General features: G+C 38.9%; 24 protein-coding genes. 15 read left to right on the top strand and 9 right to left on the bottom strand.

What is annotated here, in order from left to right:
• Positions 1 to 19: 19 nt before the first annotated feature.
• Complete coding sequence (locus RE409_RS25345) at positions 20 to 787, top strand: TIGR01457 family HAD-type hydrolase (RefSeq protein WP_201187206.1); 768 nt, start codon at positions 20 to 22, stop codon at positions 785 to 787.
• Positions 788 to 933: 146 nt separating this feature from the next.
• On the opposite strand, the gene RE409_RS25340 is transcribed toward RE409_RS25345, so the two are convergent.
• Positions 934 to 1,431: a phosphatidylglycerophosphatase A family protein gene (locus RE409_RS25340; RefSeq protein WP_201187205.1), complete on the bottom strand. Its 498-nt coding sequence runs from the start codon at positions 1,429 to 1,431 to the stop codon at positions 934 to 936.
• A 200-nt stretch (positions 1,432 to 1,631) separates the two neighbouring features.
• Between RE409_RS25340 and yutH the strand changes: the two genes are divergently transcribed.
• The 5 genes from yutH to thrB all read left to right on the top strand — a co-directional run bounded on the left by yutH (position 1,632) and on the right by thrB (position 7,153).
• On the top strand, positions 1,632 to 2,633 hold the full coding sequence (yutH, locus tag RE409_RS25335; protein ID WP_056524703.1) for a spore coat putative kinase YutH: 1,002 nt from the start codon (positions 1,632 to 1,634) through the stop codon (positions 2,631 to 2,633).
• 117 nt (positions 2,634 to 2,750) lie between these two features.
• Positions 2,751 to 3,665 carry a L,D-transpeptidase family protein gene (locus RE409_RS25330; RefSeq protein WP_309558254.1) on the top strand — a complete coding sequence of 305 codons (915 nt, stop codon included), beginning with the start codon at positions 2,751 to 2,753 and terminating at the stop codon, positions 3,663 to 3,665.
• Positions 3,666 to 3,855: 190 nt separating this feature from the next.
• Positions 3,856 to 5,154, top strand: a complete 1,299-nt coding sequence (locus RE409_RS25325) for a homoserine dehydrogenase (RefSeq protein ID WP_057215288.1) — start codon at positions 3,856 to 3,858, stop codon at positions 5,152 to 5,154.
• Complete coding sequence (thrC, locus tag RE409_RS25320) at positions 5,151 to 6,212, top strand: threonine synthase (protein WP_056524710.1); 1,062 nt, start codon at positions 5,151 to 5,153, stop codon at positions 6,210 to 6,212. Before RE409_RS25325 ends, thrC begins: the two co-directional genes overlap by 4 nt.
• Positions 6,209 to 7,153 (top strand): homoserine kinase, encoded by a 945-nt coding sequence (thrB, locus tag RE409_RS25315; protein ID WP_201254067.1) that lies wholly within the window; start codon positions 6,209 to 6,211, stop codon positions 7,151 to 7,153. The genes thrC and thrB overlap by 4 nt, the downstream gene beginning before the upstream one ends.
• A gap of 215 nt (positions 7,154 to 7,368) precedes the next feature.
• On the opposite strand, the gene RE409_RS25310 is transcribed toward thrB, so the two are convergent.
• Complete coding sequence (locus RE409_RS25310) at positions 7,369 to 7,605, bottom strand: NifU family protein (RefSeq protein WP_053348710.1); 237 nt, start codon at positions 7,603 to 7,605, stop codon at positions 7,369 to 7,371.
• A 166-nt stretch (positions 7,606 to 7,771) separates the two neighbouring features.
• Here RE409_RS25310 and RE409_RS25305 point away from each other — a divergent pair, with 166 nt between their 5' ends.
• Positions 7,772 to 8,095: a YuzD family protein gene (locus RE409_RS25305; protein WP_201187203.1), complete on the top strand. Its 324-nt coding sequence runs from the start codon at positions 7,772 to 7,774 to the stop codon at positions 8,093 to 8,095.
• 85 nt (positions 8,096 to 8,180) lie between these two features.
• On the opposite strand, the gene RE409_RS25300 is transcribed toward RE409_RS25305, so the two are convergent.
• On the bottom strand, positions 8,181 to 9,248 hold the full coding sequence (locus RE409_RS25300; RefSeq protein ID WP_053348712.1) for an NAD(P)/FAD-dependent oxidoreductase: 1,068 nt from the start codon (positions 9,246 to 9,248) through the stop codon (positions 8,181 to 8,183).
• Between the two features lie 309 nt (positions 9,249 to 9,557).
• Between RE409_RS25300 and RE409_RS25295 the strand changes: the two genes are divergently transcribed.
• Positions 9,558 to 9,794, top strand: a complete 237-nt coding sequence (locus tag RE409_RS25295) for a YuzB family protein (protein ID WP_053348713.1) — start codon at positions 9,558 to 9,560, stop codon at positions 9,792 to 9,794.
• A 324-nt stretch (positions 9,795 to 10,118) separates the two neighbouring features.
• Entirely contained in the window at positions 10,119 to 10,481 is a 363-nt protein-coding gene (locus RE409_RS25290) for a HesB/IscA family protein (protein WP_056524722.1), read from the top strand.
• 153 nt (positions 10,482 to 10,634) lie between these two features.
• Here the strand turns inward: RE409_RS25290 and RE409_RS25285 are convergent, their stop codons facing one another.
• The 3 genes from RE409_RS25285 to RE409_RS25275 form a co-directional block, all read right to left on the bottom strand.
• Positions 10,635 to 10,748 (bottom strand): SDR family oxidoreductase, encoded by a 114-nt coding sequence (locus tag RE409_RS25285; protein ID WP_242486073.1) that lies wholly within the window; start codon positions 10,746 to 10,748, stop codon positions 10,635 to 10,637.
• Positions 10,749 to 10,750: 2 nt separating this feature from the next.
• Positions 10,751 to 11,032 (bottom strand): NAD(P)H-binding protein, encoded by a 282-nt coding sequence (locus RE409_RS25280; RefSeq protein ID WP_201187200.1) that lies wholly within the window; start codon positions 11,030 to 11,032, stop codon positions 10,751 to 10,753.
• Between the two features lie 341 nt (positions 11,033 to 11,373).
• Complete coding sequence (locus RE409_RS25275) at positions 11,374 to 12,366, bottom strand: NAD(P)/FAD-dependent oxidoreductase (RefSeq protein ID WP_201187198.1); 993 nt, start codon at positions 12,364 to 12,366, stop codon at positions 11,374 to 11,376.
• A gap of 486 nt (positions 12,367 to 12,852) precedes the next feature.
• On the opposite strand from RE409_RS25275, the gene RE409_RS25270 reads away from it, so the two are divergent.
• The 4 genes from RE409_RS25270 to RE409_RS25255 all read left to right on the top strand — a co-directional run bounded on the left by RE409_RS25270 (position 12,853) and on the right by RE409_RS25255 (position 16,185).
• Entirely contained in the window at positions 12,853 to 14,070 is a 1,218-nt protein-coding gene (locus RE409_RS25270; RefSeq protein ID WP_201187196.1) for an NAD(P)/FAD-dependent oxidoreductase, read from the top strand.
• A gap of 379 nt (positions 14,071 to 14,449) precedes the next feature.
• A complete protein-coding gene (locus RE409_RS25265) occupies positions 14,450 to 14,929 on the top strand; it encodes an NUDIX domain-containing protein (RefSeq protein WP_176527503.1) in 480 nt (159 codons plus the stop codon).
• Between the two features lie 108 nt (positions 14,930 to 15,037).
• Complete coding sequence (locus tag RE409_RS25260) at positions 15,038 to 15,355, top strand: YuiB family protein (RefSeq protein ID WP_056524740.1); 318 nt, start codon at positions 15,038 to 15,040, stop codon at positions 15,353 to 15,355.
• A 137-nt stretch (positions 15,356 to 15,492) separates the two neighbouring features.
• Positions 15,493 to 16,185, top strand: coding sequence for a 3D domain-containing protein (locus RE409_RS25255; RefSeq protein WP_201250289.1), 693 nt, complete (start codon positions 15,493 to 15,495; stop codon positions 16,183 to 16,185).
• A 123-nt stretch (positions 16,186 to 16,308) separates the two neighbouring features.
• On the opposite strand, the gene RE409_RS25250 is transcribed toward RE409_RS25255, so the two are convergent.
• Together RE409_RS25250 and RE409_RS25245 are read right to left on the bottom strand one after the other, a co-directional pair.
• Positions 16,309 to 17,097, bottom strand: a complete 789-nt coding sequence (locus RE409_RS25250; protein WP_201250290.1) for a cobalamin-binding protein — start codon at positions 17,095 to 17,097, stop codon at positions 16,309 to 16,311.
• A 9-nt stretch (positions 17,098 to 17,106) separates the two neighbouring features.
• Complete coding sequence (locus RE409_RS25245) at positions 17,107 to 17,589, bottom strand: divergent PAP2 family protein (RefSeq protein ID WP_201187192.1); 483 nt, start codon at positions 17,587 to 17,589, stop codon at positions 17,107 to 17,109.
• 280 nt (positions 17,590 to 17,869) lie between these two features.
• On the opposite strand from RE409_RS25245, the gene RE409_RS25240 reads away from it, so the two are divergent.
• Positions 17,870 to 19,366, top strand: a complete 1,497-nt coding sequence (locus tag RE409_RS25240) for a leucyl aminopeptidase (protein WP_201187190.1) — start codon at positions 17,870 to 17,872, stop codon at positions 19,364 to 19,366.
• A 66-nt stretch (positions 19,367 to 19,432) separates the two neighbouring features.
• Here RE409_RS25240 and RE409_RS25235 read toward each other — a convergent pair whose 3' ends face one another.
• A complete protein-coding gene (locus RE409_RS25235; RefSeq protein WP_201187188.1) occupies positions 19,433 to 19,828 on the bottom strand; it encodes a YuzC family spore coat inner layer protein in 396 nt (131 codons plus the stop codon).
• 237 nt (positions 19,829 to 20,065) lie between these two features.
• Here RE409_RS25235 and RE409_RS25230 point away from each other — a divergent pair, with 237 nt between their 5' ends.
• Positions 20,066 to 20,815: a GTP cyclohydrolase II gene (locus RE409_RS25230; protein ID WP_201222737.1), complete on the top strand. Its 750-nt coding sequence runs from the start codon at positions 20,066 to 20,068 to the stop codon at positions 20,813 to 20,815.
• The last annotated feature ends 3 nt before the right edge of the window (positions 20,816 to 20,818 follow it).

The raw sequence follows: 20,818 nt of genomic DNA, 5'->3' as shown, positions 1-20,818 counted from the left end.
TAGGTAAGGGGGAATTCAAATGAAATCGTACAAAGGATATTTAATTGATTTAGATGGCACGATGTACCGTGGAACCGAACAAATTGCAGAAGCAGCAGGTTTTATTAATGAACTAAGAAAAAGAGATATCCCTTATTTATTCGTAACCAATAACTCTTCCCGGACTCCGGCACAGGTAGCGGATAAATTAAGAAGCATTGGTATTTCAACTGAAGATGACCAGGTATTCACGACAAGTATGGCTACAGCGAATTACATTGCTGAACAAAAAGAAGATGCATCCGTTTATGTAGTTGGTGAAGAAGGCATTATCGAGGCTCTTAAGGAAAAGGGAATGAATCTTGTTGATGAATCTCCTGACTTTCTTGTGATGGGTATCGACCGTGGCGTTAATTACGAAAAACTGTCAAAAGCTTGTCTTGCAGTGAGAAATGGCGCCATTTTCATTTCAACTAATGGTGATATTGCCATCCCTACTGAACAGGGTCTATTACCGGGAAATGGCGCGTTGACGTCCGTTGTCTCTGTTTCTACTCAGGTACAGCCGATATTCATTGGAAAACCTGAATCCGTCATAGTAGAGCAGGCGCTAAGAGTATTGGGTGTACCAAAAGAAGAAACAATCATGGTCGGCGACAATTATGATACGGATATTTTGGCTGGCCTTAACGCAGGTATCGATACATTACTTGTACATACAGGTGTAACAACAAAAGAACGCTTAGAGCAATATGAGAAGCAGCCTACATATGTGGTGGACACGCTCGACCTATGGCACTTCGAATAAAAAAATCCAGGCCTGCGAAAGCAGCCCTGGATTTTTTTATGGAACTGGAATTTAGATGTATCATAAAATTTCAGCATATATTCAAAATTAAGGGGAATTTGTGGAGATGAAAAAATTTATCTCCGATTGTTTAAAGGTGGTGTCCACTATTCAACATTTTTAGTTCGATGGGCAAGTCGGCTTGATGCGGCAGCAGCAATAGCACCGACGATATCGTCTAAAAAAGTATGGACCTTACCTGTGCTTTTATCGTTTAAATATTTCAAGATACCGGGTTTTTGCTTGTCGATAAATCCATAATTCGTAAAACCGATAGATCCATACACATTTACAATCGATAAGGCTAATATCTCATCGACTCCATATAGTCCTTCATCTATTTCAATGATGCTTTGTAGAGGCTCTTCAAGCAATTTTTTCTCAGCTAAAATATCCAACTGTATGCCGGTTAAGATAGCATTTTGGACCTCGCGTTTAGAGATTACCCGTTCGACATTGTGAAGGCAATCAGACATTTGAAGATTTTCATGGTAGCTTTTTTGCAGATACATGACAAGCTCTGCAATATCCTCTAGTTTCACTCCCCGTTCACTTAGCCATCTTCGAGCCGTTTGTTCAGATATTGATTGTTCAATATTAGCCATGGTCTTCACCCATTTCTCTATATTTTAAGGGATAGTTCTAACGCTAGTAGTACTGTGGTAAAACTGAAAATCCTGAAACATGCTTTTATTTCCTAATAAGGTTTCGATAATCATTCAGAAAACGGGTTATTCCACATATATATAAGTATATAATGTCCAAATATTTCTATTTTTATCCATTTGATGAAAGGGGCAATTTTATGATAGAAGAAATCATTTTTAATAATTACGGTATACAAGTAGAGCGAGAGGAAGCCAATAGCCGGTTTCCTAGCTTTCGTTCTGGAAATATGTTTTACAGCATTGTTCCAATAGAAAATGTGGAACAAGAGGAATTAGTGGAACGTCATAAAATGTCTCAGCATCTGATTTCACAGGGAGATCGTCATGTTTCAGCCTTTGTCCTTGCAAATCATGGCAGTTATGTTTCGGAAGCGGATGAGCAATTATTTATCCTCCTTGCTAATGAGGCATTGGAAGGTCCGAAAAATTTCAACCCGGGCCGGCGTTTAGCGAGATTTCATCAGCGTGGGAGAGATATTAATGAAACGATTCGAACATGTTCAAGAATTGGTAAATGGAAAGAGCTCTGGGAACAAAGGATTGATCAATTAGAAATGATCTGGAAGGATAAGCTGAACGCCCATCCGGATAACCAGTTTGAAAAATTATTTGTAGAAACCTTTCCCTATTATATGGTATTAGGTGAAAATGCGATTCAATATTTAGTCGACACGGAAATTGATGATACCCCACAACTTGTCGACAGTGGAACGGTATGCTATGAACGATTTTTACATGATACCTGGAAAAGCAATAATTGGATGAAAAATCCGTTTGATTGGGTATTCGACCATGGAACAAGGGATGTGGCAGAATGGGTGAGGGAACACTATTTTCAAAACAAACATACTTATCAGCGAGGCATTGCGCATTTTTTTCATGAATATCAGAATGTAGAGCAGTTTTCGAGTTTCTCTGCTCGGTTGTTATATTCGAGAATGCTGTTTCCGATTCATTATTTTGAAACAGTCGAAGAGTATTTTTCCAAAACAACGGAATCAAGATCCAATGAACTGGAAGATAAGATATCTTCAATTACGAAATCATCCCAACAATATGAGTCTTTCCTCAAACATTTTTATGAATTGGCGGAAGTCCCGGTCAAGCAATATAATTTGCCTCAAATTGACTGGATTTAGATAAAAACTGGAAAGAAATATGATTCATCCTTGCTTACTATGTTATGATAAAAACAAGATTTTTTAGAATAGTTTGATATTTATTTACTTTACTTCAAGATGAGGAAGGATGAATCCATGAAAAGAATTATGATGGCTACCCTTTTATTCCTACTAGTCTTCCAAGCATCGATACCTGCCAAGGCTGAAACGAAAACAAGTTGTGAAGCAACGCAATTCAAGATTGTCATTAAGAGCACAACTGATTTGAAAGAAAAGGCGTCGGCTGGCAGTAAAACCTTAAAAACATATAAGAAAAATAAAGAGTTATCAGTCAGTGGGAGAACTGGAAACTGGTATAAGGTTTGCTATTCAAAAAAGACCGCATATATCAGTATGACAGATGCCAAAGAGGTATTCAGTTCCAGTGAAAAAGCCATTCTGAAGAAATTTGATACGAGAAAGAATGTTAACCAAGTTGTAGCTGTCACAGGAAAATCTATGAGTGATACCAAGGTGACAATTCAAACATATGAGAAGAAAAAAGGCGAATGGCGACGTGCGTTAAAGAAGATGGAGGGCGTCATTGGGAAGAACGGCTTTACTAAGAGTAAAAAAGAGGGCGACGGAAAATCACCTATTGGAATATATTCATTTGGTACGGCTTTTGGAAGTGAAACGAAGCCGGCAAATATGAAAATGAAATATAAGAAAACAACCAAAAATGATTACTGGATTGATGATCAGACCTCGAAGGATTATAACAAGTGGAGGACTTACACGGGAAATCCTGCTGATAAATGGAAGTCTTTTGAAAGGATGAACCATGAACTCTATAAATATGGAGCGGTCATCAATTATAATATGACTCCCATCAAAAAAGGAAAAGGCAGTGCAATCTTTCTTCATATATGGAGAGGAGAAACTAAGCCGACAGCGGGATGCACGGCTACTGCTGAAAAGAATGTACTAAGTTTGTTGAAATGGATGGATCCCGAGCAAAACCCACATATAATTATGGGGACGAATGAATCCTTGAAATCCGTTAAGTAATATCCATCAAAATGGTTCTCCCATAAAAAATTTAGGGGTATTCGATCTTACTCTTTCAAGGGATAGAAGAAAAAAATCTTGAAGACTGTATTTTCTAACTATTGATAATTAAATAAAAAAAACATATAATGTCTACTATACAAATACAAATGTTTTCTTCAGGTAAACAGTTCTTAAGGGGGAACCAAATATGAAAACCATCTCGATCGGATTATTGGGGTTAGGTACAGTCGGATCAGGAGTCGTACAAATTATCGAAAGTCATCAGGACAAGCTCATGCATCAAGTAGGTTGTTCAATATCAATTAATAAGATACTTGTCAAGGATACGACGAAGGAGCGCCTTGTTGATATTGATAAAAGTATGTTAACTTCCAATCCAGAGGATATTCTTTCGAATCCTGAGATTGATGTAGTTATTGAAGTAATGGGCGGAATTGAAGAAACACGCAGCTATTTAATAGAAGCGTTGAACAATAAAAAGCATATCGTAACGGCTAATAAAGATCTGATGGCCTTATATGGTCCGGAACTGCTGGAATTGGCCACTGAGAATCAGTGTGATTTGTTCTATGAAGCAAGTGTTGCAGGGGGAATACCGATTTTGCGAGGTCTTGTTGATGGATTATCTTCTGACCGAATCACAAAAATGATGGGAATTGTCAATGGAACGACGAACTTCATTTTAACGAAAATGAGCAAAGAAGGCAGAGCCTATGAAGACGTATTAAAGGAAGCACAAGAGCTAGGATTTGCAGAATCTGATCCAACAGCTGATGTAGGGGGATTGGATGCGGCCCGAAAAATGGCGATTCTATCGACTCTTGGTTTCTCAATGAATATTGGCTTACATGATGTTGAGGTACAGGGGATTACTGAGATTTCTGAAGAGGATTTGAGATACAGTAAAAAGCTGGGCTATACAATGAAATTGATTGGAGTGGCTTCTAGAGCTGGAGATAGGGTTGAAGTAAGCGTCCAACCAGCCTTGCTTCCGGAAGCACATCCATTAGCATCGGTAAATAATGAATATAATGCGGTATATGTTTATGGGGAAGCTGTAGGAGAAACGATGTTTTACGGACCAGGGGCTGGTAGCCTGCCGACCGCGACTGCTGTTGTTTCAGATATGGTAACGGTCATCAAGAATATGAGACTAGGTGTAAATGGGCGAAGTGCTGTTTCACCGCAGTACCCGAAACAATTAAAAGATGCTACTGAGATTTTTGCTAAGTTCTTTATCCGGTTGCATGTACAGGATGAAGTGGGCGTTTTAGCTAGAATCACGAATTTATTTGCAGAGCATGGGGTTGGATTCGACAAAATCCTTCAACTGCCGCTGGATGAAAAAGAATCTTCCGAAATCGTACTGGTTACACATACAGCTTCTTTGGCAGCATTTGAACAAATAAAGCAGAAATTACATGATTACAATATGGTAAGAGAAGTCAAAAGCACATACCGAGTTGAAGGAGAGAACATCAAATGAGCTGGCAAGGACTAATTAGTGAATATAAAGAATTTTTACCTGTAAATGAAAATACACCTGCACTTTCCCTATTAGAAGGAAACACACCTTTAATTAAACTAAACCGTTTATCTGAAGAGTGGGGAATCGACCTGCATGTAAAATATGAAGGAGCGAATCCGACGGGTTCGTTTAAAGACCGCGGAATGGTCATGGCTGTTGCCAAAGCAATCGAGGCGGGCAGTGACACAATCATCTGTGCGTCTACTGGAAATACATCAGCAGCTGCAGCAGCTTATGCAGCGCGTGCTAACCTACGCTGTATCGTCGTTATTCCAGAGGGGAAAATTGCAATGGGTAAGCTTGCTCAAGCTGTTATGTACGGAGCTGAGATTATCTCAATTGAAGGGAATTTTGACCAAGCATTAAATATCGTTCGTTCACTTAGTGAGAGTTCACCAATTACTCTTGTGAACTCGGTAAACCCATTTAGGATTGAAGGCCAGAAGACGGCCGCGTTCGAAATCTGTGACGCCCTAGGCACGGCACCTGATATTTTGGCGCTTCCAGTTGGAAATGCAGGGAATATTACTGCTTACTGGAAAGGGTTTAAAGAATATAATGAGACGAAACAAACGGGTCTCCCTGAAATGAGAGGGTTCGAGGCGGAAGGCGCCGCTGCGATTGTTCGGGACACTATCATTGAAAATCCTGAAACAATTGCAACAGCTATCCGTATTGGTAACCCTGCAAGCTGGAAATTCGCTGTGGAAGCAGCAAGCGAATCTAACGGTAAAATTGATGAGGTGACCGACGAAGAAATACTGGAAGCTTATCATTTCCTTGCGAAAAAAGAAGGAGTATTTGCTGAACCAGCATCATGTGCATCTATTGCAGGTATTTATAAACAATTAAAAAGCGGTGAAATTAAAAAGGGAAGCAAGATTGTAGCGGTGCTAACAGGGAATGGCTTGAAAGATCCGAATGTGGCAGTTGATACAAGTACCATTCAACCAACGTTGCTGCCAATGGATGAAGAGATTATTTTAGAACATCTGCAAGGTGTGAAACAGGCATGAGTGCAGATTCTGAGATGTTCTTGATCCGTGTACCGGCGAGTACGGCCAATTTAGGACCAGGGTTCGATTCAATTGGCCTGGCCCTAGGACTTTACTTAGAAGTACACGGATCTTTATCAGACCATTGGGAAGTCATCCCGCTGTCTGAGGAAATGTCTGTTTTCCCTGGGGATGATAGTAATTATATTGTTCAAATTGCCAAGAAAACGGCAGCTTCTTATGGAAAAGAACTTTCCCCATGTCGCCTTTATGTTTCAAGTGAAATCCCACTTGCCAGGGGCCTCGGAAGCAGTGCATCTGCCATTGTAGCAGGTATTGAATTAGCAAACCTGGTAGGTGAACTCCATTTATCCGATGAGGAAAAGAATAGACATGCCTCTCTCTTTGAAGGGCACCCTGATAATGCAGGGGCCTCTGTTTACGGTGGATTGGTTGTAGGATTGCATACAGAGGAGAGTACAGATGTCCTTTCGTTTCCAATTGAGGGCGTTAAGGTAATTGCAGTCATTCCTAATTTTGAATTGCTTACAGAGGATTCAAGAAATGTCCTTCCAAATTCGCTTCCCTATAAAGAAGCGATAAACGGAAGTGCGGCAGCCAATGTTTTGCTTGCTGGAATCTTGTCGAATGATTGGAATCTTGTCGGTAAAATGATGCAAAATGATCGTTTTCATCAACCATATAGGGCTGGACTAGTGCCTCATTTAGCACAAATAGAAGAGGTTGTCCTTAATGAAGGTGCGTATGGTACTGCACTAAGTGGTGCAGGTCCCACTGTTCTATGCTTGGTATCTGCCGAAAAAGCAGGCAGTGTGATTTCAAGTTTGACAGAGATCTTTCCGGACTTTCAAGTGAAAGAGTTGCAAATTGATAACGATGGCAGCCATACAGCGATCTTATCAGAGGAAGAAAAGAAGGAATTGAACTTTATTAAATCGTGAGCCATATCTGCTTCATATACTTACTCTTTAATTATAAAAAAAGCTGACCCCTTCAAAAGCCGTATCAATTCAATTGATAGGACCGAAAGAGGAGTCAGCTTTATTTCTATAACAGGCAAAAAAGGTTCTTGGCTGTGTGTATCTAAAATGGTTGAACGTATATTAGCTGAAGTGATACTCTAGCTAATATACGTTATACGTTATTATAAAGGCTATTAGAAAACTTGTTCTACTTCCACTACACCGGGAACTTCTTCAAGAAGAGCACGCTCAATCCCAGCTTTTAGCGTAATGGTCGAACTTGGACAGCTTCCGCAAGCTCCTAGTAATCGTAATTTTACAATTCCATCTTCTACGTCAACTAGTTCACAGTCACCGCCATCACGAAGAAGAAACGGACGAAGCTTATCTAGAACATCTTGAACTTGGGCTTCCATTGTTTGGTCAGACATTGCAATCGACTCCTTTCCTAATCATATTATAATGCGAAGATAGTAAAAAATCCAACTGTAGCTTGCGGAAAAATAATCTATCTTATTCAAGTAAGCTAGGAACAGGTGAATGGTTTTAAAAAGTTATCGAAATGAAGCTAAAAAACTAAAATAAAGGAGGAAGAGTATGGTAAAGAAAGAAATTGAGATAGAAGTATATGGGGCGGAACAGATTTGTGCAAGTTGTGTAAATCTTCCCTCTTCGAAAGATACGTGTGAGTGGCTAGAAGCTGCTTTAACGAGAAAGTTTCCTGAGCAGAACTTTAAAATTTCGTATATCGATATGTTTAATCCTCCAGAAAATATTAAGCAAAAAAGCTTTGCAGCAAAGATGATTGAAGAAGATTTATTTTATCCGCTTGTCATCATTGAGGATGAAATCGTTGCAGAAGGAAATGTGCGTCTTAAAAAAGTGGTGGAAGTGATGGGGAAATACGGATATAAAGTTTAAGTGATATATAATGGAAGGAAAATAAAAAAACTGACCCGTTTGGAAGCTTGTCGCAACTTCTTGGGTCAGTTTATGAAATCTTGAATCAACCGTTATGGTATTTATACATCCATAGAATTCCTGATTTCATCAGGCGTGCTACTCTTCCAGTAATAGGACGATTTGCAACAAGACCGAAACCTTGTTTCTTCCCAAGAGAGCCCAATGTCCCTTTTAATTTCATGGTAGGGAAGCTTTCTGGAAGTGGTTCATTTGCCCATTTTTTTACAAGGACTTGGACGATTTGTTCAGCTTGTGATTCCGCTAATTGGGCACTTGGTGCATGCGGCAGGCTAGCACAGTCGCCGACTACAAAGATGCTATCATTAGATGGAAGGAAATGCTGAGGCGTCAGTACTGCTCTACCTTGACCGTCTTTTTCAATATCCATATCGCGGATTATTTTACTTGGCTGAATGCCAGCTGTCCAGACGATGACGTCACTTTGAACGGCTTCATCGCCATTATAAAGAAGGTTTGGTTCAACTTTGGTTATATTAGAATGATGAATAATTTCAATTGTATGTTTATCAAACCAAGATTCGACAAAGGTACTTAGTCTTTCTGGGAATGCAGATAGAATATGTGGTCCACGGTCAAATAGCTTAACATTTAAATCAGAACGACTCTCAATCAATTCGCTGGCTAACTCAACACCGCTAAGTCCTCCACCAATTATTGATACAGTTGCACCAGCACCTAAATTATTCAATGCTGAATATGTGCGACGTGATTTATCAATGGTTTGGATACTATAAGTATGTGTGTCTGCACCAGGAATATTGTGGTATTTATCTTCGCAGCCAAGGCCAATAACTAAATCATCATAAACAACAGGCTCTTGATTTTCTAAAATAACTTGTTTATTTTCCATATCGATGGAAAGTACTTCTCCGTATACGTTCTTCAAGCGAGGATGTTCTGGAAATGCAACACGGATGTGCTGATCAGGAATGGTACCTGCTGCTAAAGCATAATATTCCGTTTTTAAGCAGTGATAAGGATTACGGTCGATAAGCGTGATGCTCACATTTTCAGGAAGCTGATTAGGCAGCAATCTTTGCAACATGCGCATACCACCATAGCCACCACCAAGTATGACTAAATTCTTCATATGTTTTTTTCCCCTTTATTTGATCTCTTGAAAAATTTGTTAATTATTTCACTTGTAAAAGTAAATGTCCTACTATAGGATTCCCCCAAATGAATCCCTTTAAAATTTAATTAAATATATATGCCCCAATTTAATAAGAATAAAAATAAATAAATGATTTTCTTGTTTTACATACCCCGACAAAAGTATAACGAATATAAAGGGAAATCACAACTGGTATCTTAAAATCGGCTTATTTTTTGTGCGTAAATATTGACTGTATATGGAAGATGTAATAAGATGTATTGTTAATAACGATGAGGTGAAACAATGTATCCGATTATTGAATTTTGTGTAAGCAATCTAGCCAGTGGTGCTCAAGAGGCTTTGGAAAGATTAGAACGCGATCCTAATTTAGATATTATTGAATATGGTTGTCTGGGTCATTGTGGTAGATGTTCCAGTAACTTATACGCACTTGTAAATGGTGAAGTAATTTTTGGGGATACAACGGATGAACTGGTAGAAAAAATATATAAGTTTATTGATGAGTATCAAATGTTTTAATCATCAATAACAATCAAAAAGGCTGTTCCTTTTGGGGTAGTCTTTTTGCTTGTTATAAAATAGGTACAGAAGACATTCCATGCTTTTGTCATATAGAGGCCTTAAATCTTCGATAAAGATTCCCCCCTTTTTAAGAGTAAGACTATTTGCTTGGTTCATTATATCTATACACCTTAATATAACCTAATTTTTATAAAATGTTGGTACAATAGGAGATGGAAGATTAATTTTTTCGAGCTGGAAAATTGAGCGGGTGAAATTCTTTGGTATATAATATAAGGAGAAATAGTCTATCTCACATATCAGAAGAAGGAGGGATTTATTGTGAGTGAAGTTGTTCAAATAACGGAAGCTGCTGCTTTTCAGATAAAAGAAATGATGAAGCAAAATGGTGAAGAAGGTTCCTTTTTAAGAGTGGCTGTTAAAGGCGGAGGCTGCAGTGGATTATCCTACGGAATGGGCTTCGAACAAGAGCCCGGAGAGAAAGATGACCAGCTGGAACAGTTTGAAATTAAGATCCTTGTGGATAACGAGGATGCAGATATATTGAATGGAACAGTGATTGATTATAAACAAACGATGATGGGTGGAGGGTTTACAATTGAAAACCCAAATGCTATCGCGTCATGCGGTTGTGGGTCTTCTTTCAAAACAGCAAAGAACGCTGGTACACCGGAGAATTGCTAAAAAATCTTGATTGTTGAAAAAAAGGTGAGCACTTTTTAAAGTGCTCACCTTTTTAATGCTTATTAATTAAGCGATACTTTATATATTGTGCAGAGCTTCCTTGATTGGAAGGCTGCCGCTGGAAATCTCAAATGTGTTATTAAATGTTTTTTCCTATGTGACAGAATGAGCAAGAACTGTAGCAACGTCGGCTCTTGGAATTGATTTGTGGGGATGGTCGACTTTTTCCTCAGCTGTGATTTTGCCCACAGCTTTGTCATTGGTCAATGCTACTGACGGACAATGGTGTAAGTCATTCCACTTGCTTTTAAATGTTCATCCGCATCATGTTTTGCTTCGAGATAGTGGCGAAGTGTTTCTTGAGCTTGTTGTGGATTATCAGAACCATCAGAGCTTATCATTACAAAACGATCGATACCGTTCATCTTAGCAGCATCAATTAGTTTAATTGCTCTATTCTTATCCACAGCTGTCGTTTTAACGGGTCCTGTTTTTGGTCCGGGTCCGGCTGAAAATATGATCGCTTTCATGTTATCCACTGTTTTATCCACATTACCCCCTAAATCTGCAAGTATAGGGTGTCCGAGCTTGTTCTTCTTTCCGGATCATGCCATACACTGTAAGTTGTGGATTTTTTGAAAATTCTTCAATAATTCTTCAATAATTCTTCAATAATATATGCTTTCCAGTTGTTCCATCAGCTCCTGCAATTAAAATATTCATATGTGCATTCTTTTTTTCTGTTTTACTAATATTCTCTACCCGTTATAAAACATGGTTAATACTGTGGATAATTCATAAAAAAAATAGTTATCCACAGTAGGAAAATGGGGACAATAAAAAAACCGGCTTTGATTATGCCGGTTCATGCGTTGTATTGAAAGTTTGTTTATTAAAACATAGAGGAGCTGTGCATAGGCTGGACTTTTGCTTTTGGATCAATATATTGCTTAGCGTGATTAACAGCGGTTGGAGCCTCGCCAAAACCACTTGCAATTAATTTGACTTTGCCGTCATAGGTTGCAATATCTCCTGCAGCATAGATTCCGGGGATGTTTGTTTCCATTCTGGAGTTCACTAAGATGCTATTTTTCTGAATATCAAGTCCCCATTCTTTAATGGGACCCAGAGAAGAAACGAAACCGTAGTTGACAATAACTGCATCTACTTCTAAAGTTTCTGTATCTTCACCATTTGTATCCTTAAGGACCACTGTATGGATTTGATTTTCAATACCAATCAATTCTGCAGGTATGTAAGGGGTTTTTATTTCAACTTTTGAATTTTTAAGATTTTCTACACTATGTTCGTGGGCACGGAACTTATCTCTTCTGTGAACGATACTTACCTTCTCAGCGATAGGCTCAAGCATTAGTGCCCAGTCGACTGCTGAATCCCCGCCTCCGAAGACCACCACTTTTTTGCCTTCAAAATGATTAAGGTCATCGATGAAATAGTGCAGGTTGTTGCTCTCGTATTTTTTTGCATCTTCAATTTCGATGCGGCGCGGTTGGAATGCTCCATTCCCAGCTGTAATAATAATGGTTTTAGAATAATGAATTTCTTTATCAGTCGTTAGCTTGAATACGCCATCGGCTTGCTTTTCTACTTCTTTAACGGATTGTTCTAAGACTACAGTTTGTTCAAATTTTGCCATTTGCTCTTTCAAATTATTGACTAATTCCTGAGCGCGTACTTTAGGGAAACCTGCGATATCATAAATGTATTTCTCAGGATAAAGGGCTGATAATTGCCCGCCTAATTGTGGGAGACTCTCAATGATTTTCACGGATGCTTGTCTCATGCCACCATAAAATGCAGTAAATAGTCCGACTGGGCCTCCGCCAATGATGGTAATATCATAAACTTTTTCATTAACTTCCAACGTTATCCCTCCGATATACTAGGTTTGCTAAAATTTATTCTCTTATTTTACCATAGATAAAGTTTTAAAAAACGGAGAAAGATTCAAAAAGTAAGAAAGTTTCGACAATAAGAGAGGCATGCTAAATAAATAGAATGAGAATGTACTTCGCTATCCTATGTCAAGTAGGTAAAAGTGCTCTTTCTGCTATAAAAAGAGTAGTAAAATACTGCATAACCACTAAGTAATTAGTGTCATTTTTTATCTGTATTTTAATTAAGAAAAAATTCAGATTGTTACTTGAAAAAGGATAGGAAAACGACTAATATTTACTTAGACATCATTTTGTAAAATTTTTATGAACTTTTTATGACAATTTTGAAATAGTACGTGAAATAAGTCACAAATGTATAAGAGTGCTTTTTATAATGGAAATTATAGGATAGTCAATAGATTTTAGTTATGGGAAGCATCACAAGAAAATATCGTAAAGGTGGACGAATACTTTTGAAAAAGCCAACTATCGTTGTTTTAGGAGCAGGTTATGGTGGATTAATGACCGTTACTCGTTTACAAAAAGCATTAGGTCAAAATGAAGCAGAAATCGTATTAGTTAACAAAAATGATTACCACTATGAAACAACCTGGCTACATGAAGCATCCGCTGGAACTCTTCACCACGATCGTGTGCGTTACCCAATCAAAAGTGTAATCAACAGCAGTAAAGTTAAATTCATCCAAGACTCTGTTTTAGAAGTTAAAACAGAAGATAAAAAAGTTATTCTTGAAAACGGCGAAGTTTCTTATGATTTCCTTGTGGTAGGACTTGGACCAGAATCTGAAACTTTCGGAATTCAAGGGTTAAAAGAATATGCTTTCTCTATCTCTAACGTAAACACTGCACGTGAAATCCGTGATCATATTCAATTGCAATTTGCTACTTACAGCTCAGAAGTTGAGAAAAATGAAGATCGCTTAACAATCGTTGTTGGTGGAGCAGGATTTACGGGTATCGAATTCCTTGGAGAATTAGCTAACCGTGTCCCTGAACTTTGTAAAGAATACGATATCGATTTCCAAAAAGTTCGTATGTACTGTGTAGAAGCAGCACCAGCTGTTCTTCCGGGTTTCGATCCAGAATTAGTGGACTATGCTGTGTCTTACCTTGAGAAAAAAGGTGTGGAATTCAAAATCGGTACTCCGATTAAAGGTGCTACTCCTGAAGGTATTATCGTTGCAAAAGGCGAAGATGAAGTAGAAGAAATCAAAGCAGGAACTGTAGTATGGGCAGCTGGCGTACGTGGTAGCTCAGTTATTGAAGCTTCTGGCTTTGAAGCAATGCGCGGACGTATTAAAGTAAACCTTGATATGCGTGCACCAGGTCATGACGATATCTTCATTGTAGGTGACTGTGCATTAATCATCAACGAAGAAATTAATCGTCCATATCCTCCTACTGCACAAATCGCTATGCAACAAGGTGAAGTTATTGCGAAAAACCTCACTAAATTAGTACGTAACCAAAGTGACCTTGAGACTTTCACATTCGAAAACAAAGGAACTGTATGTTCACTTGGTGATGACAATGCGATTGGCGTTGTATTCGGCAAGAAAGTTACAGGGAAAACCGCTTCATTTATGAAGAAAATGGTTGATAATAGAGCGTTATTAATGATTGGTGGAGCCTCCCTAGTTGCTAAAAAGGGTAAATTCAACGTCCTTTAATTTTAAAATATATTCCGAAAGCCGTTTGGGGATTTTCCCTGAATGGCTTTTTTTTTATTATATGGAAACATCTCAATCTTTAGCAAGTATGTGTTCTTGAAATAATGATACTCACTCTGTGAGAGATGAGGAGTATGTGCCATTCAGATGTGGAACACAATGAAAAATAAGTATTGGTATAAGATTAGATTGATAAAGTTTTGTACGTTACAGACATATTATTGAACTCATCCCAAATAGATGCTAATAAATTGATTAAGTCAAACCCTTGAATGAACGGATAGTATCTGTCTCACTATTGTACATTCTCTGTGGTTTTATGGGAAAAATGGGTTTACACTACTAATAGTGGAAATTAAATAGAGGGAAGTGGGATTTGGTGGAACGCTGCAAAAATGTTTGGCTGGCTGTGTCTGGTCTTGTGATATCCGATACGGGTGAATGGCTGGTCGTCAACAAACGTTACGGCGGGTTGAAGGGGCAGTGGTCTCTTCCTGCCGGTTTTGTCAAAAATGATGAAACAGTTGATGAAGCTGTCATAAGAGAAGTGTTAGAGGAGACAGGCATTCATACAGAAATCGAAGGCATGGTAGGTGTAAGAAGCGGGGTCATTAAAGGGGAAATAAGTGATAATATGTTAGTGTTTTTACTTAAGCCGCTTAGTTTTGAAGTGACCGCTCAATTGGATGAATTGTATGAAGCTAAATTTTATGATCCTGATTTACTCATACAGGAAGGCAAGCAATCTTTATTATTAGAACAACTATTAGCCTTTAAAAAGGAAAGAATGCAGACTATGCTGGACGGGTTAAACCCGGGAAATCAATTTGGATATACATCGTATAAATTATTTATGTGATTTGGTTAATTATCGTTTGTTCGGTATTATTTGGTATTAAGTCGTTGACGTACCAATTATGTTTTCAGTAAACTAAAAGTGTTGCTTTAAAGGAGGGTCTAGAATAACATGCCATTGCCTGTTTTAATTATCTCAATACTCTTATTTTTTATATTATTTTTTGGTATAGGCTTTTTGCTTAATATGCTCTTTCGTTCTTCATGGATCATGGTCATCTTATTTCCAATCGTTTTCATCATCATAGTTAATGAAACTAAGCTAATCGAATATTTCAGAAATCCGGGGATATCTTTTTCGCAGCTTGGGACGAACCTTACTTCCTTGCATACTGCGGATATTATAATTTTATCAAGTGGATTACTTGGAGCGGTTTTAGCTGGAGTCGTTATTAAGACTTTAAGAAATAAAGGATATCAAATGTTTTAAATATGAAGGACTGTCATTTATCGGCAGTCTTTTTTTATTTTTTGTATATAAAATAAAAAATTGTTTTTATGTTTTATGAATACTTTCACTAGGGAAAGGGAACAAATATCCTTGTGAGAGGAGTGAAACAAATATACATGAAGATTTTAAAGACATTATTTTTGAGGGTTGCTATCATCATATTATTTATCTTAGCTATTGAATCAACCTTAAATCATGTTTTTGGAGCATCGTCAGAAGTTCACCCTTTAGAGGATGCTGTGAGACAAAATCGAATGATTGGTCTCGAATATAAAGCCGTACATAGAGGGAGCCATGTCACAACACTAGCGGCCTCCGCTTCAATGAGCAATAGTCCAGCAACTATTGAAGAGGCAATCGAGCTCTCTAAATATCCTAAGCATGAGGTTTTGGCAACAGGATATACAGCAGGGTATGAGTCGACAGGAAAGTATCCGGAAAGCCCATCTTATGGGATTACATATTCAGGGGTGAAGGTGAAGAGGGATTTGTTTTCCACCATTGCTGCTGATCTTACTGTTTTTCCGCTAGGCACCATCCTTTGGATACCTGGTTATGGGTTTGGAGTAGTAGCAGATAAGGGTGGAGCGATTAAAGGAAATCACCTCGATCTATACTACGAAACGGTACAAGATGTGTATGAAAACTGGGGAAAGAAAACCCTAGAAGTATATATTGTGCAAAAAGGGAATGGAAATTTATCAGAAGCACAATTAAACAAGTTGAATGAAACCAAAGTTAGGCAGGTTTTTAAGCATAAAATTGCCGAAAAGGCATTAAACAAAAAGGTTTCTTCCTTTGCCTTTTAAAAGCTAACTAGATGACTATTAAAATTCCAATCGACGGAAATCAGGAGTTTAAAAAAAGGTTGACTCAACTTGGGAGTCAGCCTTTTTTGATGTAATTTTTGTTATAGCAGATGCTTTATTGACTTACCTAATGCCGCTGTAGGCCTCAGGGTGAAGAGTCATAGCCAGCTTTGACAATCCATCTAGTAAACGAGGAGAAGGCCTGCAGAATAAAGGTTCCTCCATAATATGAATGTTATTATCTCGGACAGCCTTTATCTCTGCCCACCCTTTCCGTTTCTTGACCAGCTCAGGTTTTACTTTTCGTAAAGGAACACCGACCCAGGCTAAACAAATATGATCAGGATTCTTTGTTTGGACCTCTTCGGAAGGAACCTGAATACTTGCCATATCTATCTCTTCAAAAAGATTATACCCACCGGCCAGTCGGCTGATCTCCGTTAACCAGTTAACCCCCCCAGGGCTGAATAGGGGATTAGGCCACCATTCCCAATATAGGGATGGCTTTGTTTCGATTTTGTCGGCAATCGTTTTATATTGCAAGATAGTCGCCCGGAATTTGGCAGCCTGTTCCTCTGCTATATCCTTAGCGTAAATGGCCTTGCCAAGTGTCAGCAAGTCCTGGGCGATATCTTCAAGCGATTGCGGGTTGAAAATAATATAAGGGAGATTTCTTTCCTTTAGTCCTTCAATATTTTTTTCCATGCCAGGTACACTCAGTGAAGCCAGCACCAAATCAGGCTTTAATGATTCTACGAGTTCGATATTTATCGACAAATCCGGACCGACTTTTGGCAGATGCTGAATGGATTCAGGCCAATCTGAATAGTCATCAATTGCAATCAGCTGTTCTTCAATACCCAAATATGTGCAAAGCTCTGTATTGCTTGGGCAAAGAGAGATTATTTTCATGTTAACCACCTACCCTTGAAAGATAAAAAAGTGAAGAATAAGTGCAATGAATACTCCTGTTAAGGCACCGAAAAAGACCTCAATAGGTTTATGGCCTAGCAGTTCCTTTAATTGTTGCTGTTTCTGTTTCTCCGCTTTTTTCTGCCAATTCTTTGCTTGCTCGACAAACGTATTAAAGTCTGTTACGAGTTGATTTAAGACAGCCGCCTGTTCTCCTGCCTGCCGTCTTACTCCAGTCGCATCAAACATCGTGATGACGGCGAATATGGTAGCAACGGCAAAGACCGGGGAGTCCATTCCGGTTTCTATCCCCACGGCTACGGTAAGAGCGGACACGGCCGCTGAGTGAGAGCTTGGCATACCGCCAGTCGAGTTAAGAAGTGACCAGTTAACTTTACGAAAAGCGATAAAATGAATGGGTACTTTAATGAATTGAGCAAAGAAAATGGCAATTAATGCTGCGATTAAAGGGAAGTTAAAAAATAATTCCAAAAGTATCAGCCTTCTTTCTGATTATAAAATAACGTTGAAATCTATATAAAGGTGAATAAGTAATCTTGCTTCTTTCATCGGACGATTTGGCCCTTATTATACTTTCCATCAAATCCTGTCGATTACCTGCTTGTAAGAGTAAATATGATCTTTCTTATACTATTTCTCTAAAGGTGGGTATTCTAAACTATATCTCTTATTATTATTAACATTGGTCCTTATTCGAAAATTTCGGAAGATTTCGTTATAATAAAGATAATCGAACGGAGGAGGTATCAGAATGTTTACAGTAAAAAATTCCTTGAATATAGATGTAATCGAAGAATGCCTGATTATAGGCGTTTTTGACCGGCCCATAAAATTTGCCGGTATAGGAAAAGAAGCCGATGAGAAATTATCCGGTCAACTTACTGAATTAGTGAAGGCAGGTGAAATCTCTTTCAAGAAAAAATCAGTTGTAAAAATACATACATTAGGAAAATTAGGTGTAAAGAGATTGATCTTTGTAGGGTTGGGCAAGGATAAAGAGCTTACCCTTGAAACGTTGCGTGAAGCTCTGGGTAAATCGTGTAAAACAATTGCAAAATCAAAACTTACGACGCTTTCGATAGCATTGGATACATTTACGACTGAAAACTTAGATGCACTAGATGCTGCCCACGCCTTTTCTGAGGCTTTCGAGCTGGCTTCCTATAAGTTTGCGGGCTACAAACAAAAATCGAATCAGGCTGAAAAAAATATTGAATCAATTACGGTCTATAGTGAATTTGATAACGAAGAAGTTGGAGCTGCCCTTCATGTTGGCCGTATTTTTGGAAGAGCAACGAATTCAGCCAGAACATTGGTTAACACACCAGGGAATTTGTTGACATCAAAGGATCTAGCTGACTATTCATCTACTTTAGGTGAACGTTATGGTTTTGAAGTAGAAATCCTTGAGAAAGAAGACATGCTCAAGCTAGGTATGGGTGCTCTTCTTGCAGTTAATCAAGGGTCGGTCGAACCTCCGAAAATGATTGTCCTTAAGTATCAAGGCAAAGAAGAATGGACAGATGTTATCGGGTTGGTGGGAAAAGGTATCACTTTTGATACTGGTGGCTACTCATTGAAAACGAAGGCTGGAATCGTCGGAATGAAGACGGATATGGGAGGAGCGGCAGCGGTTTTAGGTGCAATGGAAATTATAGGTGAATTAGGACCGGATCAAAATGTCGTAGCTGTCATTCCTTCTACTGATAACATGATCAGCGGCGATGCCTTTAAGCCGGATGATGTGATTACTGCCATGAGCGGCAAAACGATTGAGGTATTGAATACTGATGCGGAAGGACGGCTTGTTTTGGCGGATGCTATAACGTACGCTAAACATCATGGTGCAGAATATCTTGTTGACGTTGCAACCTTAACTGGTGGTGTTATAACGGCCCTAGGTATGGATATGACGGGTGCAATGACCAATAACGTGAAATTCTATGAGCAAGTCCTTAAAGCCTCAGAGGAAGCGGGAGAGCCGATGTGGCGTCTGCCAATTACCGAAAAAGACAAAGAACGGGTGCGCAACAGTAAAATAGCGGATTTGAATAATTCACCAGGTGGAGCTGGACATGCAATCATGGGCGGTGCCTTTATAGGTGAATTTGCCGAAGCAACTCCATGGGTGCATCTGGATATTGCCGGAACATCCACGACCTCGATTAGTTCCGAATTATGCACAGCGGGGGCTACTGGAGTCATGGCACGTACGCTCGCATTGTTAGTTGAAACTTTCGAATCGTAAACAAATGAACTTAATGAACCGAAGCCGAAAAAAGGGCTTCGGTTTTTTGAAAAGATTGGTCATTACCTACATATCCCTCCATTTCAAGCTGACGATGATACGCGTTTCATCACCTGTTATTTGATGGAAATCAAAGCGTATTCCATCAGGGCTATACATGATGTCAGGTACGGTTTTAACGCCTGTCTTTCGAATCATATCGATCACGACAGTCTTTTTTGATTCTTGAGCAGCAGTCATTAACCTGGTGGAGAAGGGCATGGATGTGGCTAAAGTATCCACGACTTTTTTTACATCGAGTAGTAAAGATTGCGAAGACTTTGCTGATTTAACTAACATATCTGGATTAGCGGCCGAGAAGGGGCGGAACATTGGTCCTTCGGATTTTCGATACATATTCTCTGCCTTGTCACAAATCGGAAAAAGGTCAGGGTCGTATAAAAAATAAGGGAAATCCTCCAAAATCTTGCCTTCCTTTCCTGAGTCTATCTATAGACACGTTTTCTTTATACGTTAAAATATGTATTATAGATAGCCGATATGATAGCGGTTTGAGAAAAACCTACTTGAAAATTAGAAACAAAACACACACTATTATTTGTAAACTCATTCATTGACAGGTATAGTGTATAGTAATATACTTACTTACCTAAAGTAAGGGGCAGGCTCACTATAAATTATAAAATAGGTGATGTTATTATGAATATAACCAAGCAAACAAAAGACCTTTTAATAGATAAAATGAACATCATTAAAACTCCAGGGAAAGATGATCTATGCCTTGTGGGGCCGGTGAATCTTCCAGTTGAACAAGGGGATTTCTCTACTGTTTTTCAATGGTATACATGGCTCCAGTTAGATGGCACTGAGAACGAAAAGGAAACAGTACTTGAGTCGCTTTCAGAAGCCAACCTGGCTTTTGGTCAGCAATCTTCTGTATTGGTGTACGGTGATTTCCAGAAGTCGGAGGATGCACTAGTCCGTATGCATAGCATCTGTCACACAGGGGATATCTTTGGCAGTAAACGCTGTGATTGCGGATACCAGCTTCACCAATCAATGAAGATGATAGCCGAGCATGGTTGCGGCGCTATTTTTTACCTTGCAGACCATGAAGGAAGAGGGATAGGCTTGTTCTCGAAATCCTTGGCATATTTGCTTCAACAAGAAGGTTATGACACTGTTGAAGCGAATCAAGCTTTAGGATTTGAAGACGACACACGGTCGTATGAGGGTGCCATTCGGGTATTGAGAGAACTGCGTGAGAATCCAGTAACTTTGATTACGAATAACCCGAAAAAGTTGAACGCTCTTAAAAAGCATGGACTTGCGGCTAAAGACCATATCCCACTTTGGGGCGGTTTGACAGACGATAATAGTTTCTATCTGAATACAAAGGTTAAGAAATCCGGGCATATTCCGCAAAAGAAGCCTACTTTGATTGTGTAAGGA

The sequence above is a fragment of the Peribacillus sp. R9-11 genome (assembly GCF_031345095.1).
In the GTDB taxonomy this organism is placed as follows: domain Bacteria; phylum Bacillota; class Bacilli; order Bacillales; family DSM-1321; genus Peribacillus; species Peribacillus butanolivorans.
The sequence above is the reverse complement of the archived record's forward strand: the minus strand, read 5'-3'. Positions and strand labels throughout refer to the sequence as shown.